This is a genomic window from Janthinobacterium svalbardense, assembly GCF_002327145.1.
GTDB lineage: Bacteria > Pseudomonadota > Gammaproteobacteria > Burkholderiales > Burkholderiaceae_D > Janthinobacterium > Janthinobacterium tructae.
Genome location: NZ_CP023422.1, coordinates 1,446,490 through 1,463,834 on the forward strand (window position 1 = coordinate 1,446,490; position 17,345 = coordinate 1,463,834).

A 17,345-nucleotide genomic window follows, 5' to 3' on the forward strand; every position below is an offset into this window, starting at 1 on the left:
CAACGCCTTATTTTTGCGGGCCATGTGCCCGCCATGCTGCTGTGCGTCAGCACCATGCTGTCGCCCGCGCATGCCGCCGCACCTGTCGCTCCAGTCGCATCTGCCACCGCCTTTGCTACCCCTACTGCCGCGCCTGCCGCCTGCAAGGGCACCATCTACATGACGTTCGATACGGGCAGCCAGTCGCAAGCGCAACTGATCGCCGACGTGCTCAATCAACGCCATGTGAAGGCAACCTTCTTCCTGGCCAATGAAAAAACCACGCGCGGCGACTATTCGCTCGATGCCTCCTGGGCGCCGTACTGGAAAGCCAGGGTCGCCGAAGGCCATGCGTTCGGCACGCATACGTTTGACCATGTGTACTGGAAGAAGGATCTGGCCAATGGCTTGATCCAGGTCAAACCCCAGTTCGGCAAGGATGGCGGCAAGCTGGCCTCCTTCACTGATAAACAGTTCTGCGAGGAGTTGCGCCGCGTCGATACACGCTTCCAGGAGCTGACCGGGCGCAAGCTCGATCCGTTCTGGCGCGCGCCAGGCGGCTACACCTCGCCGCGTACCCTGGCAGCCGGCAGCGCTTGCGGCTACCAGCACGCGGGCTGGGCGCCGGCGGGCTACTCGGGCGATGAGCTGCCCAGCGAGAAGTATCCAAACGCCATGCTGCTGAAAAAAGCGCTGGCCAACTTGCGCAGCGGCGACATTTTCATTTCGCACATGGGCATCTGGTCGCGCAAGGAGCCGTGGGCGCCCGCCAACCTGGATGCCTTGATTTCCGGCTTGCAAGACAAGGGTTTCTGCTTTGCCACCCTGCGCGAGCATCCCGCCTACGCGCAGAAGAAGGGCCAGCCATGACCGTTGCCGACATCGTCAGCCTCGTCACGCCCGCCATCGATGCCGTGGTCGACGCCTTTGGCGTGGCGCAAGGCTGGCTATTCCAGACTGTGGTGAATCCCCTCGTGTATCACCTGGGCTTTGGCGAATTCACGGAAGAGGCGTTCGAGGGCACGGAATGGCTGCTGATCGGCCTGTGCGAACTGGTGCTGCTGTTTCTCGTGCTGCGTCCGCTCGAAGCCTTGATTCCCGCGCAAAAGATGACCGACCCGCGCGCCCGCTGGAACGATTTTCTGTATACCGTCCTGCACCGCATCGGCCTGTTTTCCGTGCTGGTCTTCTTTACGCTCGATCCGCTGATGGATGCCTTGGCCGGTGCTTTGCGTTTCGATAATATTCATCCATTCAACCTGGAGTCGCTGTTGCCCGGCATCAGTCCCTTGTTCAGTTTCATCATTTATTTTGTGATACTGGACTTCGTCGATTATTGCTACCATCGGGCTTCGCACCGTTTCGGCTGGTGGTGGGGCTTGCACAGCCTGCATCACAGCCAGCAAAACATGAACTTGTGGAGCGATGACCGCAACCACTTGCTCGATGACTTCCTGCGCGACGTGGTGATGGCGCTGGTGGCGCTGGGTATCGGCGTGCCGCCGGGCCAGTATGTGCTGCTGGTGTCGATTTCGCGCATTCTGCAAAGCTTGCAGCATGCGAATGTGAGGATGCACTTCGGCCGCATCGGCGAGCGGCTGCTGATCTCGCCCCGTTTCCACCGCACGCACCACGCGATCGGCGTGGGGCACGAGTCGAAAGGCAAGGGCAGCATGGGGGGCTGCAACTTCGGCGTGGTCTTGCCGATTTGGGATATGCTGCTGGGCACCGCGAATTTCTCGGCGGGCTATGCGCGCACGGGCGTGCGCGACCAGTTGGCCCGCATCGACAGCAATGGCGTAGGCCGGCCGGGACGCGAGTATGGCCGCGGCTTCTGGCAACAACAATGGCTGGGCCTGCGCCGCATGGTGGAATTTGCAAGATTGAAACGAAAAGGACGCCGTTGATGCGTAATGTGTTGAATTCGTATGGCCGCGCCTTGCTATCGCAATTGCACGGCAAGATACTGCTGCTGAGCGTCGCGCCCTTCATCCTCTCGCTGATCCTGTGGGGCGCCCTGCTGTATGTGGGCCTGCAGCCGCTGATCGACAGCCTGCATGCGCTGTTCACGCAGTACGATTTCTTCCGCACCAGCGGGCAGGTGCTGGCCACCTTCGGCCTGGGCGTGCTGAAAGCCGTCATCGTGCCGCTGATCGCCATGTTCATGCTGTTGCCGCTGATGATCTTGACGGCGCTCATTTTCATGGGCCTGTTCGCCATGCCGGCCATCGGCCGCCATATTGGCGGGCGGCATTTTCCGCAGCTGGAAAAGAAACACGGCGGCAGCCTGCTTGGCAGCGTCGGCACCTCCCTGGCTACCTTTTTGCTGTTCATCGTCGTCTGGGTGCTCATGCTGCCGTTGTACGCGTTTCCGCCCGCCGCACTGGTGGGGCAAGCCGTGCTGTGGGGCTGGCTGACCTACCGCGTGATGGCGTATGACGCCATGGCCGACTACGCCAGCGTGGAAGAGCGCCACGCCATCATGCGCACGCAGCGCTGGCCCCTGCTGGCCATCGGCATGGTCTCCGGCGCGGCCGGCGCCGTGCCGGGCATGCTGTGGATGGGTGGCGTGATGTCGGTGGTGTTCTTCCCCTTCCTGGCGGCGTTCGCCATCTGGCTGTATGTACTGATCTTTATCTTTACGGGTCTGTGGTTCCAGTATTACTGCCTGGAAGCACTGTCGCGTTTGCGGGGCGTACGCGGCATGACCGACGTGGCGCCGGCGGACGCTTGAGTATTTTTATCGAATTCTACGAGGGAGCTTCATGGCTATCGGATTGATTATCATCGGCGACGAAATCCTGTCGGGCAAGCGCACGGACCAGCATTTCCCGAAAGTAGTGAGCATGCTGAAGGCACGGGGCTTGCAGCTGAGCTGGGCGGAATACGTGGGCGATGAACCGGCCCGCCTGGTCGCCTTGCTCAAGCGCAGTTTTGCCAGCGGCGACATCGTTTTCAGCTTTGGCGGCATCGGCGCCACGCCGGACGACCATACGCGCCAGGCGGCTGCCGATGCGCTGGGCTTGCCGCTGGTGCTGCATCCGCAGGGCAAGGTCAATATCCAGCAGCGCATCACGGAAATGGGAGCAGAGGCGGGCGTGCCGGCCGATTTGAACTCGCCGGAAAACCTGCACCGCCTGAAAATGGCGGAATTTGTCGAAGGCGCCGAGCTGATTCCGAATCCGTACAACAAGATTGCCGGCTTTGCCGTGCGCGAGCATTATTTCGTGCCGGGCTTTCCCGTCATGTCCTGGCCCATGATCGAATGGGTGCTCGACACGCATTACAGCCATTTGTTCAATCAGGTGCCGCATGCGGAACATGCCTTGCTCGTGTACGAAACGGCCGAATCCCTGCTGACGCCGCTGATGGTGCGCCTGGAAGCGGAGTTTCCGCTGATTAAGGTGTTCAGCCTGCCCAGCGTGGGCGATGCGCAGACGCGCCGGCATATCGAACTGGGCGTGAAGGGCGAGCCCGCGCAAGCGGCGGCCGCCTTTGCGGACATGCGCGCCGCGCTCGATGCCCTGCAGGCGGAATACACCACCATCTGAGCTGCTGCCAGTCCGGCGCCGGCGGCTTTTTCGCTGGCGTCCAGCCCGCCTTGCATCTAATCTATGTACGCAAGCGACCGTTCCAGGACGTTGTTTTTTTGCGAAAATCTTCGATGAAGCAAGATTTTTGTGTGCGCTCGCCAGTCGTTTTCATGCCGATGTGGTGGAATGGTGAACAGGAGCCTGGCGTGTCAAACGCGGGGTTGCCTGCCTGTGCAGCAGCGTGTTTTTTTGATTCACCGGTATGGACATCATGTTAAGCAAGTTCTGTAGTGACCGGCCCTGGCCGGCCCTCGTCTTATCCTGCGCGGAGCGGTATTGCTACCGTATTTTCCGCGCCGTCCAAACCCAACCTTACCCCAGCATCCCATGAAAGACACAGGCGTCAACCTGGCTGCGCAAGAGCGGCCCCCCTCTGATCCAGCTGCCGAGGCGCCGCCGCCGGCGAGCCCGCCGAAGAAGCGCCGTTCGCGCATCTGGCCGATCTTTGCCATCATCGTGCTGGCGCTGATCGCCGGCGTGGCGTGGTTCGTCATGCGCGAAGTGCGCACCTCGGCCCTGCAGGCCGAGTTTTTCACGCGTCTGGACCGCCAGCTGACGTTCAAGGTCGAGCCTGGCCCCGCGCCGGCGGGCGCCATTCGCTATCCGCAGCACGGCCCATACGATGAGCGGCTCGGCTATGCCAGCCTGCCTGACTTCATCACCAAGCTGAATGCGCGCGACTATGCCGTCACGGCGCAGGCGCGCATGTCGCCGAAGATGGTGGAGCTGGTCGACCGGGGCATCTTTGCCACGTATCACGAGAAAAATCGCGCCGGACTGACCATCCTCGATTGCCGCGCCGCGCCCCTGTTCGCGGCCAGCTATCCCGAGCGCATGTTCGACGGCTTTGCCGACGCGCCGCCCGCGCTGGTACAAAGCCTGCTGTTCATCGAAAACCGCGAATTGCTCGACCCGGGCACGCCCGAGCGTAACCCGGCCGTGGAATGGGACCGCCTCAGCAAGGCCGCCTTCGACAAGGCGCTGAACCTGTTCGGCGGCCACCGCGGCGGTGGCGGCAGTACCCTGGCCACGCAGATCGAAAAATACCGCCATTCGGAAGACGGCCGCACCAGTTCCATGCAGGATAAATTGCTGCAGATGATTTCGGCCAGCCTGCGCTCGTACCAGGATGGCGAAAACACCATGGAAGCGCGGCGCAAGATCGTCGTCAATTACCTCAATACCGTGCCGCTGTCGGCCAAGAGCGGCTTTGGCGAAGTCAACGGCATTGGCGACGGCATGTGGGTCTGGTATGGCCGGCCGTTTGCCGAAGTGAAAACTTTGCTCAAGGGTAATATGGACCAGCCGGACAGTGCGCTGGCCTACAAGCAGGCGCTGAGCCTCTTGATTGCGCAGCGCCGTCCTTCGCATTACCTGGTGGCCGGCGGCGCCGACCTGGAAGAATTGACCAACAGCCATCTGCGCCTGCTGGCGCAAGCGGGCGTGATTTCGCCGCAGCTGCGCGATGCGGCTATCGCCGAGAAGCTGCGCCCGTCGACGGCCTCGGGCGTGCAGTCGGAAGCATCGACCTCGTTCGTCACGCGCAAGGCGTCGAATGCCGTGCGCAATCATCTGGCCAGCATGCTCGGCGATCCGCGCTTGTACAACCTCGACCGTCTCGACCTGAAGGTGGTCAGCACGCTCGACGCCCAGGCGCAAAACGCCGTCACCAAGGTCTTGCGTGAGCTGCGCGACCCGGAAGTGGCGAAAGCGGCCGGGCTGACGGGCAAGGGCATGCTGGGAAATGGCGACCCGGCCAACGTGGTCTACAGTTTTACCCTGCTGCAAAAGGGCGAGCAAGCCAACTTGCTGCGCGTGCAAACGGATAATTTTGACCAGCCGCTCGACATCAACGAGGGCGCCAAGCTGGACCTCGGTTCGACGGCCAAGTTGCGCACCCTGGTCACGTATCTGGACATCATCGACCAGCTGCACCAGCGCTACAGCGGCATGGGCGCCGCCGAACTGAATAAAATCGCCGTCGATCCGAAGGACATGCTGTCGCAGTGGGCGATTGCCTACTTGAAACCATTGCCGCTGGGCGAGGCGCGCAACTTGCCCGCCATGCTGGCGGCCGCCATGCAACGCCAGTATTCGGGCAATCCGGGTGAAGGCTTCTTCACGGGCGGCGGCTTGCATCATTTCGGCAACTTCTCCAAGCTCGACGACAGCCGCATCATGACGGTGCAGCAGGCGCTGCGCCAGTCGACCAACCTGGTGTTCGTGCGCCTGATGCGCGATGTGGCCCGCTACTACATGTTCTCGCGTCCCGATTCCTCGGCCTCGCTGCTGGCGGACGCGGACGATCCGCGCCGCGCGCAGTACCTGAGCCGTTTTGCCGACAAGGAAGGGCGCGAATTCCTGCACCGCTTCTATCAGAAGTACCGCGGCAAGAGCGTCGACGAGCAGGAAAAGATCCTGCTGGCCAGCATCCGCCCGACCCCCGTGCGCCTGGCAAATATCTTCCGCACCATCAATCCGAAGGGCACGGTGGCGGAATTCGGCGATTTCCTGAACGCCAACTTGCCGTCGCAAAATGAAGTGCCGCCCGAGCGCGTGGCCAAGATGTACCAGCAGTATGCGATGGAAAACTGGTCTTTGGCCGACCGCGGTTATCTGGCCAATGTGCATCCGCTGGAGCTGTGGATGGTGGCGTATCTGCGCCAGCACGAGGGTTCCACCCTGTCGCAGATGGTGGCGGCCAGCGAAAAGGAACGCCAGGAAGTGTATAAATGGCTGTTCAATACGCACCGCAAGCATGCGCAGGACCGCCGTATCGCCAACTTGCTGGAAGTGGAGGGGTTCCTGGAAATCCACCGCCAATGGAAGAAGATGGGCTACCCGTTCGATTCGCTGGTGCCGTCTTACGCGACGACCCTGGGCGCGTCGGCCGACCGTCCCGCCGCGCTGGCCGAGTTGATGGGCATCATCATCAACGATGGCGTGCGCAAACCAAGCGTGCGCATCGATTCCATGCATTTCGCCGCGAATACGCCGTATGACACCATGCTCAAGCGGGGCAGCAAGGTGGAGGCGGAACAAGTGCTGTCGCCGGACGTGGCGAAAGCCGTGGCCAAGGCCATCCGCGAAGTGGTGTCGGATGGTACGGCGAAGCGGGCCAAGACGGCGTTTGTCGGTGCCGATGGCGTGCCGATTCCGATGGGCGGCAAGACGGGCACGGGCGACCAGCGCTTCGACGTGTATGGCGCCGGTGGCCGCCTGATCGAGTCGCGCTATGTGAACCGCTCGGCCACGTTCGTGTTCAATATCGGCGAGCGCTTCTATGGCAGCATGACGGCGTATGTGCGCGGGCCGGAATCGAAAAACTACGATTTCACCAGCGCCTTGCCCGTGCAATTGCTGGTGTCGCTGGCGCCAAGCCTGATGCCGCTGATCGAGCCGCCCGCGCCGGCCGAGGGCGTGGCGAAACAGTGCACGAATTAAGGTATTGTTGCAGCTGAAATCCGGCCTTCACGGGCTAATGCCGTTCAGTTAAGCTGTCCGACGCATTTAAAGGCAAAGGTGTAAGGCGTAAAAACATAAAAATGGCGGGCCGGAGACGCGAGCCCGAGAAAATGCCGATGGCGGCGTTGCAGCTCCTAGCCGTACATGCGTACTGTCTTCGTCGCTGCGCCTTGCCCTCGACATTTTTCAGGCTCGCTTGGCCCGGTACACCTGTGCGGGCGACCGGGGCTTTAATCCGTGTTGCAGGTCTACTGGTCGCATAGGGGCGCTCTCTGAACGGCATTAGCCTTCACGGGCCGGTTTTTTTTGAGGGAGTGCAATTGGACAAGACGCAGCAGATTTTTCAGCAATATCACCGCTTTGACGATGGCGCGCTCGTGTCCATCGAGCAGCAGTATCAGCCCGGGGGCGTGCAAGCCGTGCGCATCGTCTTGTATGCAAGAAATCATGCGCTGGATGGCGATGTTTGGCGCCAGGTCGCCATCACGGTGGGCGAAGTGCGGGAAGTGCTGCTCAAGACGCCGGGCAACTTCATCAACCGCATCTGCTGCGGCGTGAAGTTGCTGCGTTTCGGCGACGTCTGGTGCGTCGATGTCGACGGCACCTACACGCACGACGATCCCGCGACACTGGACGAAGTGCGCCGCGATGGCGATTGCTACGTCATCGGCGGCACGGTCGAGGCAATCGAACTCGATTAGCCGGCAAATACGGCGGTTTTATCTTCCAGGCGTGCGTGATACGCGGCAATGGCCGGAGTCTCTGGACGTTGCATCGGCGCCATCAGCCAGCGCTTGACGGACAGACCCAGCACGATATCGGCCAGGGTGAACGTTTCACCGCAGACATAGGCGCCCGTGCGCTGCAGCTGCTGTTCCAGGATGCCCATCATCTTGTTCCATCCGGCAATGCCGGCTGCCAGCTGCGCCGCATCCTGGTGTGCGGGGCTGTGGCGCACCAGCGACATGAAGGCGTAGCGCCAGCTGTTGTTGAGGTCGCCCATTTGCCAATCCATCCATTTTTCCACTTCCGCGCGGGCGCGGGGTGTGCTTGGCAGCAAGTCGTCGCGGCCCGCCTGGGCGCACAGGTAGCGGCAGATCGTGTTCGATTCCCACAGTACCAGGTCGCCGTCAAGCAGCACGGGCACCATGGCGTTCGGATTCAGGGCCAGGAAGGCGGGGTCGTCGGTGGCGCGAAAGCCGCTGCCCCAGTCTTCGCGTTCGTACGGCAGATCGAGTTCCTCGCACGTCCACAGGACTTTGCGGACATTGATCGAGGCGGCTTTTCCAAGAATTTTCAGCATGCGGGGCTCCATGGGGCAGGTGATCGATCTATCACTGTAGCGGATTTTGCCACGCGGCGCCGGTGAAAGTGCCTTGCATAGTTGAGGTTTTCTTGGCATCGTAGCCACCCATGAAACCTATGCGCCACCACATGTCCAAAATCCTCGCGTTCAGTCGCTTTTCCGTGCGCGATTTCCTCGCCACTGCCGGTCCCACCCTGCTGCTGGTCGGCGCGTTTTGCGCGCTCGCTTATTGGCTGGTCGACCCGGCGCCACCGCGCCAGGTGAGCCTGTCGACGGGACAGGACAATAGCGCGTATGAAGAATTCGGCAAGAAATACGCGGCTACCCTGGCCAGGCACGGCGTCAAGGTGACCTTGCAGCCGTCGCTGGGCTCGCAGGAAAACCTGCAGCGCTTAAATAGCGGCAAGACCGATATTGCCTTCGTGCAAAGCGGCTCGACGGAGCACGCCGATGCCGAACGGCATGGCCTCATATCCTTGGGCAGCCTGTTTACGGAACCCGTGTGGCTGTTCTTGCGCGAAGACAAGGCGGTGACGGAACTGACGCAATTGAAAGGCATGAAGCTCAACCTGGGACCGGAAGGCACGGGCGTGCCCAGCCTGTTCCGGCAGTTGCTGTCCGTGAATGGCGTGGAAGCGAATGAACTGACCGTCAGCGACTTGCAGAACACGCCCGCCACGGTGGAGCTGCTGGAAGGGCGCATCGATGGCCTCGTGTTCAGCTCGGCGCCGGAAGCGCCGCTGATTCAGATGCTGCTGCAAACGCCGGGCATCAAGCTGTTTGATTTTTCCCAGGCGGAAGCTTATACGCGGCGCCTGCCTTTCCTCACACATGTGGTCTTGCCACGCGGTATCGTCGACCTGGGGCGTAACATCCCCGCGCAGGATTACCACCTGATCGCACCGACCGCCACCTTGGTCGCGCGCGAAGACTTGCATCCGGCCTTGATCGACCTGTTCGTGCAGGCGGCGGCCAGTATTCACGGCGGCACGGGCTGGTTCCAGCAGCAGGGGCAGTTCCCATCCGCGCGCTATACGGAAATTCCCGTCGCGCCCGAAGCGCTGAAGTTCTACAAGGATGGCGCACCCGTGCTGCAGCGCTATATGAGTTTCTGGCTGGCCAATTTCTTCGACCGCATGTGGGTGCTGGTGGTGGCGCTCGGTGCCTTGATATTGCCGCTGTCGCGCGTGGTGCCACCGCTGTACGTGTGGCGCATCCGCTCACGCGTGTACCGCTGGTATGGCCAACTGCGCACGGTGGAGCAGGCGCTGGAAGATGTGCCGCCAGAGCAGCGTGCACAAGTGTATGCGGCGCAATTGACGCGGCTCGACCAGATCGAGGAAATGGTCAACCAGATCTCGATTCCCCTGTCGTTTGCCGATGGCTTGTATGGCTTGCGCAGCCACATCAATTTCGTGCGCAAGCGCATCTTGACCTTGATGGGCGAGCACCAGCCGGCGGAATCAAACTAAGGTGATCGACAGCTTGCGCCCGACCAGCGCGGCGGCCCGCTCCAGGGTGGACAGGGTCACGTCGCTGGTAGGATCGAGCAGGCGGTCGAGCTGCGAGCGGCTGGTCTGCAGCAGGGCCGCCATGCGCGTCTTCGACATCGCTTGTTCCTGCATCGCCTGCGTCAGTTGCCAAGCGATCACTTCCTTGATGGCCTGGGTTTGCGTTTTCTCGAAGATGCCTTCTTCCTTGAGGAAGTCGTCCAGGCTGCTGCCCAGATGGGGCGAGGTGGCGTTCATGTCAGTTCCTTGTAGCGTTTGCGGGCCAGCGCCAGGTCGTCGTCCGGCGTGGCGCGGGTTTTCTTGATAAAGCCGTGCAGCGCCACCAGGCAATCGCCATGATGGCAGATCAGCACGCGGGCGATGCGGTTGCCGGGCAAGCTGCTGCGAATTTCCGATAGACCTTGCCCCAGATGCCGGCACAGGGGCATGCCCACGGGCCAGCGCCATTGCGCATGCATCAAGTCTTGCCCGATCACATGGCGCTCTTCGATGGGCAACGATTTGAGCCAGTCGCGCACGGGTTCGCCGCCATTGCCGTTTGCATAAAACAGCAGGGTAATCTGCCGCAAGCCGGAAGCATCCATGACGCACCTCTACGTTGTACTATATAAGGTACATGTTCGCAAGGGGAATTTGCGCCGCAATGGAAGAAAACAGGCGCGCATGGATGGTTGTAGCCCATGGCGAGCCACAAGGTGGCCCGCCAGATCAAACACGGTTCAGATAGTCAGGCGGCCAGCGTCAGGCGCCCAGCCACGGCAGCCCGGCCTTGCACCAGCCACCGATCTGCTTGCGGTGGCCGTCCGCGTCCTTGTCGCCTTCAAAACCTTCGAGGATGTCGAAGCAATTGATATAGCCGTGTTCGGTCGCCAGCTTGGCCGCATGGCGCGAACGCACGCCGGAGCGGCACAGGAACAGTAGCACCTCGTCCTTGCCGGCCTGGGCCGCCAACTGCGCGAGGAAGTCGGGATTCGGCACGCCGCCCGGGTAGGTGGCCCACTGCACCGCGCCATGCTGGGTATCGGCGATGTCGACCCGGCCGACCCAGTCGCGCTCGGCATTCGTGCGCACATCGATGAGCTTGACGGCGGCATCGCCCTGCAGCAGCTCGTACGCTTCCTGCGGCGTGATGGCGCCGGCATACGGCGTACCTTCATTGGCCCGGCTGCGGGCGGTGGTCAGGATGTCGGCGGCGGTAGTCATGGCGTCCTCGATGAAAGTGGATAGGTGTGAACGATTATAGTGCGCCGTCCGCGCCCCGCAAACGGGAAAGCACGGTGCACGGCGCATGCACCACAAGAAGGCATTTTTCAGGAAGTCGTGAAAAATGCACGATAATAGTGCGTTATTCGTTTTTTGCACTTGCATAGTGCATTCTTGATGTGGCGCAACCGCGCGTGAAAAGCGCGGGCAGGAAAACTTTCACTGGGATGGCAGTCATTTTGCTGCCGGGGCCAAGGCGCTTCAGGAGCTGGCATGGAATCTGCTATGATCCTTATGAGTTTTGGTGGCACGCAATGTTTGCTTCGCTTCATCAGCCCAGACGCATTAAGGTCGGCTCACCCCACATTCATTTAGGAGATACGCATGGCAATGACAGCCGCAGAAGTCTTGAAGATGGTAGAAGAAAACGAAGTCAAATTCGTTGATTTCCGCTTTGCTGATACCCGTGGTAAAGAGCAGCACGTGACGGTTCCCGTGTCGCACTTCGACATGGACAAATTCGAGTCGGGCCACGCCTTTGACGGTTCTTCGATCGCTGGCTGGAAAGGCATCGAAGCGTCCGACATGATCTTGCTGCCGGATCCAAACACGGCCAATATCGACCCGTTCATGGAAGAAACGACCTTGTTCATGCAGTGCGACGTGATCGAACCGTCGGACGGCAAGGGCTATGACCGCGACCCGCGCTCGATCGCGAAACGCGCCGAAGCCTACTTGAAATCGTCGGGCATGGGCGACACCGCCTACTTCGGCCCTGAGCCAGAATTCTTCATCTTCGACAGCGTGCGCTGGAAGATCGACATGTCGGGCTGCTTCGTCAAGATCGGTTCGGACGAAGGTTCGTGGTCGACCGGCAAGGACATCGAAGGCGGCAACAGCGGCCACCGTCCTACCGTCAAGGGCGGCTACTTCCCCGTGCCACCAGTGGACAGCTTCCAGGACATGCGTTCGGAAATGTGCCTGATCCTGGAGTCCTTGGGCATCCCGGTTGAGGTACATCATCACGAAGTCGCTGGCGCAGGCCAGAATGAAATCGGCACCCGCTTCTCGACCCTGGTCGAGCGCGCCGACTGGACGCAAAACCTGAAATACGTGGTGTGGAACGTGGCGCACAGCTATGGCAAGACCGCCACCTTCATGCCGAAACCTATCGTTGGCGACAACGGTTCGGGCATGCACGTGCATCAATCCGTATGGAAAGATGGCAAAAACCTGTTCGCTGGCGACGGCTATGCCGGCCTGTCCGATTTCGCCCTGTACTACATCGGCGGCATCATCAAGCACGCCAAGGCACTGAACGCGATCACCAACCCGGGCACCAACTCGTACAAGCGTCTGGTGCCAGGCTACGAAGCTCCGGTGAAACTGGCGTACTCGGCGAAAAACCGTTCCGCCTCGATCCGTATCCCGCACGTGGCCAATCCAAAAGGCCGCCGCGTCGAAGCGCGCTTCCCGGATCCACTGGCGAACCCGTACCTGTGCTTCGCCGCACTGCTGATGGCTGGCCTGGACGGCGTTGCCAACAAGATCCATCCTGGTGAAGCCGCCTCGAAAGATCTGTACCATCTGCCGCCAGAAGAAGACGCATTGATCCCGACCGTGTGCGCTTCGCTGGAAGAAGCACTGGAAGCCCTGGACAAGGATCGCGAGTTCCTGACCCGTGGCGGCGTGTTCAGCGATTCCATGATCGACGCTTACCTGGAACTGAAAATGCAGGACGTGCAGCGCATGCGCATGACCACGCATCCTGCCGAGTTCGACATGTACTACTCGCTGTAATGGCGCCATGCCGGCAACTTGCCGGTAGTGAATAAAAAACGCGGGTGAGGCGATCGGTCTTGCCCGCGTTTTTTTATGCGGCGCGCCAAGGCGGCGCCAGTGCAGTGTTGTATAGTCGGCCCAGGAACGATGCGGCATGTGCCGACAGGAGTGAAGATTGACCAAGCATTACAGAACGGCGCTGATGGCAGGATTGCTGGGCGCGGCGACACAGGCGCATGGGCAGTTGTATGTGTGCGCCGATGCGCAAGGACACAAGACGTACACGGACAAGCGGGCTGGCGCGCATTGCCAGCTGCTCGATTTGCCGGGCGCCATGACGGAGCCGCCACGCAAGACGGCGCCGCTGGCCGGCGCGCCTGCGCGGCCCGCCACGCAGGCGGTGGCCACGGCGGCGCCTGTCGCTGGCGCGTTTCCCAAGGTCGATGGTGCAGAGCAGCGTGCGCGCGACCTGGACCGGCGCCAGATCCTGCAGGACGAATTGCGCAGCGAAGAGCAGAAACTGGCGGCCCAGCGCCTGGAGTTCAATGAGGGCCAGCCTGAACGCCAGGGCAATGAACGCAACTATGCCAAGTATCAGGAAAGAGCGGCGCAGTTGAAAGAGAATATAAACCGGACCCAGCAGAACGTCGAGGCCCTGAAACGCGAGATTGCGAATATTCGGTAAAGCACATGACAATAGACAACCATTCCAGCCGTCCCGCCCACCTGGCCGGCCTTGATTTGCTCGCTTCGGCCGTGATCCTGCTTGACGGCGACGGGCGCATCAGCTATGCCAACGCGGCCGCGGAAAACCTGCTGGAAAGCTCGTTGAAAGCCTTGTCGCGGCAAAAGCTGACGGCGCTGTTCCTCAATCCCGAGGAGCTGGCCGGCATCTGCGCGCAGGCGCTTGAACACAAGTTTTCTGACTTGCGCCAGGACCTGAGCCTGGAGCGCCTGGGGCGCGAACCGCTGCGCGTGCACAGCATCGTCAGCGCGCTCGACGCGCCGCGCGACGGCGTGCTGATCGAGCTGCGCGAAAACGTGCAGCAGTTAAAACTCGACCGCGAGGAGCGTATCCTCGACCAGAGCCAGGTCAACAAGGAGCTGATCCGCAACCTGGCGCATGAAATCAAGAACCCGCTGGGCGGCATCCGCGGCGCGGCGCAGCTGCTGGAGCTGGAGTTGCCGGCCCTGCACCTGAGCGAGCTGCGCGAATACACGCAAGTCATCATCAAGGAAGCGGACCGGCTGCAAACCCTGGTCGACCGCCTGCTGGCGCCGCACCGCCGCCCGCACATCGTGGGTGACGTGAATATCCATGAAGTGTGCGAGCGCGTGCGCAGCCTGATCCTGGCCGAGTTTCCCAGCGGCCTGACCATTTCGCGCGATTACGATGCTTCGATCCCCGAGTTTCGCGGCGACAAGGAGCAATTGATACAGACCGTGCTCAATATCGCGCACAACGCGGCGCAAGCGCTGGCCGAGCGCATCGAGGCGGGCGATGCAGAGCTGATTTTCAAGACGCGCGTGGCGCGCCAGGTGACTCTGGCCAAGGTCCGCTACAACCTGGCATTAGACTTGCATATCATTGACAATGGACCGGGCATCGCACCCCAGATCCGCGACCGGATTTTCTACCCGCTGGTGTCGGGCAGGGATGGCGGCAGCGGGCTGGGACTGACCTTGGCGCAAACCTTCGTGCAACAGCACCTGGGCGTGATCGAGTGCGAAAGCCGGCCTGGATACACCGATTTCAGGATCGTTCTCCCCTTGCCATAAGCGAGGAAGTATCCCACCCATGAAATCCATTGCGGGACGCACACACTAATGAAGCCAATCTGGATAGTTGACGACGACGAATCAATCCGCTGGGTGCTGGAAAAAGCCCTGGCGCGGGAAAATCTCGCCACCAAGAGTTTTGCCAATGCACGCGACGCCATCGCTGCACTGGAGTTTGACACGCCGCAAGTGCTCGTGTCCGATATCCGCATGCCGGGCGCGTCCGGCCTGGAGCTGTTGCAGACGGTCAAGTCGCGCTTTCCCGGCTTGCCTGTCATCATCATCACCGCCTTTTCCGACCTCGATTCGGCCGTCGCGGCCTTCCAGGGCGGTGCCTTCGAATACCTGGCCAAGCCCTTCGACATCGACAAGGCTGTCGAACTGATCCGCCGCGCGCTGGAAGAGAGTCTGCGCGAGACCAGCGTCGAGTCGGGCCCGTCGGAAACGCCGGAGATCCTCGGCCAGGCACCGGCCATGCAGGAAGTCTTCCGCGCCATCGGCCGTCTGTCGCAATCGAATGTGACGGTGCTCATCACGGGTGAATCCGGTTCCGGCAAGGAGCTGGTGGCGCGTGCGCTGCACAAGCACAGTCCGCGTGCGGCGCAGCCCTTCATTGCCCTGAACACGGCGGCGATCCCGAAAGATTTGCTGGAATCCGAATTGTTCGGCCATGAACGGGGGGCGTTTACGGGCGCGCAGACGACGCGCCGGGGTCGCTTCGAGCAAGCCGAGAACGGTACTTTGTTCCTCGATGAAATCGGCGACATGCCGTTCGACCTGCAGACGCGGCTGTTGCGCGTGCTGTCCGATGGCCATTTCTATCGCGTCGGCGGGCACCAGCCCATGAAGGCCAACGTGCGCGTCATTACGGCCACGCACCAGAACCTCGAGCAGCGCGTGCGCGACGGCCTGTTCCGCGAAGACTTGTATCATCGCCTGAACGTGATCCGTTTGCGCCTGCCCAGTTTGAGGGAGCGGCGCGAGGATATCCCCATCCTGGTGCGCCACTTCCTGGTGCAAAGCGCGCGCCAGCTGGGGGTGGAAGCCAAGCGCATGAGCGAACCGACGATGCAATTTCTCAGCGGCCTCGATTTGCCCGGCAATGTGCGCCAGCTGGAAAACCTGTGCAACTGGATCACCGTGATGGCGCCCGGCCAGACGGTGGAAATCAAGGACTTGCCGCTGGAATTGACGCAGGGGCAGGGCGATGCCGGCGCTCCCGCAGCGCATGGCGAAGCGCCGCCGCCGGCCGTGGCTCATCCGCATGGCGGCCAGGTATTTGACGCCGCCGCGCCCGCCACCGGTGCGCCGCCGGGCTGGATCGGTTTGCTGGAATTGCAGGCGGCCGGCATGCTGGGTGCCGGGCAACAGGAAGTCATGGCGGTGCTGGGGCGGCAATTCGAGTCGGCCCTGATCAAGACGGCGCTCAAGCATACGCACGGGCGCAAGAACGACGCCGCCGTGCGTCTGGGCATCGGCCGCAACACCATCACCCGCAAGATCTCCGAACTGGGCATCGACGGCGCCAAGGACGATTGATCTATCTTCCGGACGGGACGTCTGTCCCGTCCGCGTTCCCTCCCGGTGTTTCTTGCACGCCACAACACCCACAGCAGGCGATAAGGTAAGCTGGCGCTTGCCGGACGGTTTCGTCCGGTCTTAACTTTCATTGTGGAACTGTATGCTGATTAACTGCGTGGCCTACCAGGATGGCAAAAAACTGGCCGACTTGCCGATTGACGATATCAGCGATTACGTCGAGCGCCCCGATTGCTTCGTCTGGGTAGCCCTGCTCGATGCCACGCCGGACGAGCTGAAACAGATGCAGCACGAGTTTTGCCTGCATGAACTGGCCGTCGAGGATGCGCAGCGGGGCCACCAGCGTCCGAAGATCGAGGAATATGGCGACTCCCTGTTTGCCGTGGTGAAAACCGTGGAAATGGTCGAAAACGAACTGGTCATGGGTGAAGTCGACATCTTTGTCGGCGCCAATTACGTGCTTTCGTCACGCAGCAACAGCTCGCAAGGTTTTCTTGGCGTGCGCGCGCGCGCCGAGCGCGAACCACACTTGCTGCGCCAGGGCTCGGCCTTCGTGCTGTACGCGCTGATGGACGCCGTCGTCGACCGTTATTTTCCCGTGCTCGACGCGCTGGAATCGGAACTGGAACTGATCGAGGACCGCATCTTCGACCGTGGCACCGAGCGCGACAATATCGAACGGCTGTATCAATTGAAACGCAAAGTCATGGTCTTGCGTCACGTGGTGGCGCCCCTGATGGAAGCGGTGGGCAAGCTGCACGGAGGGAGGGTGCCGCCGCTGTGCCACGATACCCAGGAGTATTTCCGCGACGTGCACGATCATCTGGCGCGCATCAATGGCACGCTCGACACCATCCGCGACACCATCAGTACTGCCATCCAGGTGAACCTGTCGATGGTGGCCATCGACGAGAGCGAAGTGAACAAGCAGTTGGCGGCCTGGGCAGCTATTTTCGCCGTATTTACCGCGTTTGCCGGCGTGTGGGGCATGAACTTCAAGTTCATGCCGGAGCTGGACTGGCAATACGGCTATCCCGTGGCCGTGGGACTGATGAGTTGTGTCTGCGGTTATATGTATTACTTGTTCAAGCGTTCCGGCTGGCTATAAAAAATTCCTGCGTATCTGTATTATTAAACAATAGCCAGGGGTACAATCGCGGCAGGTCCGCTCGGGCGGGCCATGGCTGA

At 61.3% G+C, this 17,345-nt stretch carries 16 protein-coding genes; 12 read left to right on the top strand and 4 right to left on the bottom strand.

Going from position 1 to position 17,345, the window contains the following annotated elements:
* Window positions 1-33: 33 nt before the first annotated feature.
* From CNX70_RS06440 to CNX70_RS06465, 6 genes are all read left to right on the top strand, one after another.
* Window positions 34-849, top strand: a complete 816-nt coding sequence (locus tag CNX70_RS06440) for a polysaccharide deacetylase family protein (RefSeq protein ID WP_096238302.1) — start codon at window positions 34-36, stop codon at window positions 847-849.
* Entirely contained in the window at window positions 846-1,886 is a 1,041-nt protein-coding gene (locus CNX70_RS06445; protein ID WP_096234021.1) for a sterol desaturase family protein, read from the top strand. Before CNX70_RS06440 ends, CNX70_RS06445 begins: the two co-directional genes overlap by 4 nt.
* Window positions 1,886-2,713 (top strand): EI24 domain-containing protein, encoded by an 828-nt coding sequence (locus CNX70_RS06450; RefSeq protein ID WP_096234022.1) that lies wholly within the window; start codon window positions 1,886-1,888, stop codon window positions 2,711-2,713. The genes CNX70_RS06445 and CNX70_RS06450 overlap by 1 nt, the downstream gene beginning before the upstream one ends.
* Before the next feature lie 31 nt (window positions 2,714-2,744).
* Window positions 2,745-3,530, top strand: a complete 786-nt coding sequence (locus CNX70_RS06455) for a competence/damage-inducible protein A (RefSeq protein WP_096234023.1) — start codon at window positions 2,745-2,747, stop codon at window positions 3,528-3,530.
* Between the two features lie 369 nt (window positions 3,531-3,899).
* Window positions 3,900-7,016 (top strand): transglycosylase domain-containing protein, encoded by a 3,117-nt coding sequence (locus CNX70_RS06460; protein WP_096234024.1) that lies wholly within the window; start codon window positions 3,900-3,902, stop codon window positions 7,014-7,016.
* Between the two features lie 341 nt (window positions 7,017-7,357).
* Entirely contained in the window at window positions 7,358-7,738 is a 381-nt protein-coding gene (locus CNX70_RS06465; protein WP_096234025.1) for a hypothetical protein, read from the top strand.
* Here the strand turns inward: CNX70_RS06465 and CNX70_RS06470 are convergent.
* Window positions 7,735-8,340 carry a glutathione S-transferase family protein gene (locus CNX70_RS06470; protein ID WP_096238303.1) on the bottom strand — a complete coding sequence of 202 codons (606 nt, stop codon included), beginning with the start codon at window positions 8,338-8,340 and terminating at the stop codon, window positions 7,735-7,737. The two genes, CNX70_RS06465 and CNX70_RS06470, sit on opposite strands and share 4 nt — an antisense overlap.
* A gap of 131 nt (window positions 8,341-8,471) precedes the next feature.
* Here CNX70_RS06470 and CNX70_RS06475 point away from each other — a divergent pair, with 131 nt between their 5' ends.
* Window positions 8,472-9,815, top strand: coding sequence for a TAXI family TRAP transporter solute-binding subunit (locus tag CNX70_RS06475; protein WP_096238304.1), 1,344 nt, complete (start codon window positions 8,472-8,474; stop codon window positions 9,813-9,815).
* Here the strand turns inward: CNX70_RS06475 and CNX70_RS06480 are convergent.
* From CNX70_RS06480 to CNX70_RS06490, 3 genes are all read right to left on the bottom strand, one after another.
* Window positions 9,807-10,091, bottom strand: a complete 285-nt coding sequence (locus CNX70_RS06480; RefSeq protein ID WP_096234026.1) for an XRE family transcriptional regulator — start codon at window positions 10,089-10,091, stop codon at window positions 9,807-9,809. The genes CNX70_RS06475 and CNX70_RS06480 overlap by 9 nt on opposite strands.
* Window positions 10,088-10,438, bottom strand: coding sequence for a type II toxin-antitoxin system RelE/ParE family toxin (locus CNX70_RS06485; RefSeq protein WP_096234027.1), 351 nt, complete (start codon window positions 10,436-10,438; stop codon window positions 10,088-10,090). The genes CNX70_RS06480 and CNX70_RS06485 overlap by 4 nt, the downstream gene beginning before the upstream one ends.
* A 157-nt stretch (window positions 10,439-10,595) precedes the next feature.
* Window positions 10,596-11,057, bottom strand: coding sequence for a rhodanese-like domain-containing protein (locus CNX70_RS06490; protein ID WP_096234028.1), 462 nt, complete (start codon window positions 11,055-11,057; stop codon window positions 10,596-10,598).
* A 384-nt stretch (window positions 11,058-11,441) separates the two neighbouring features.
* Between CNX70_RS06490 and glnA the strand changes: the two genes are divergently transcribed.
* From glnA to corA, 5 genes are all read left to right on the top strand, one after another.
* The gene (gene glnA / locus CNX70_RS06495) at window positions 11,442-12,857 is read left to right on the top strand and encodes a type I glutamate--ammonia ligase (RefSeq protein ID WP_071079202.1); all 1,416 of its coding nucleotides are present in this window, start codon (window positions 11,442-11,444) and stop codon (window positions 12,855-12,857) included.
* Between the two features lie 157 nt (window positions 12,858-13,014).
* Window positions 13,015-13,524: a DUF4124 domain-containing protein gene (locus tag CNX70_RS06500; protein WP_341865559.1), complete on the top strand. Its 510-nt coding sequence runs from the start codon at window positions 13,015-13,017 to the stop codon at window positions 13,522-13,524.
* Between the two features lie 5 nt (window positions 13,525-13,529).
* Window positions 13,530-14,618, top strand: a complete 1,089-nt coding sequence (gene glnL / locus CNX70_RS06505) for a nitrogen regulation protein NR(II) (RefSeq protein ID WP_096234029.1) — start codon at window positions 13,530-13,532, stop codon at window positions 14,616-14,618.
* A 48-nt stretch (window positions 14,619-14,666) separates the two neighbouring features.
* A complete protein-coding gene (gene ntrC / locus CNX70_RS06510) occupies window positions 14,667-16,157 on the top strand; it encodes a nitrogen regulation protein NR(I) (RefSeq protein ID WP_096234030.1) in 1,491 nt (496 codons plus the stop codon).
* A 142-nt stretch (window positions 16,158-16,299) separates the two neighbouring features.
* Window positions 16,300-17,265, top strand: a complete 966-nt coding sequence (gene corA, locus CNX70_RS06515; RefSeq protein ID WP_071079199.1) for a magnesium/cobalt transporter CorA — start codon at window positions 16,300-16,302, stop codon at window positions 17,263-17,265.
* Window positions 17,266-17,345 lie beyond the last annotated feature (80 nt).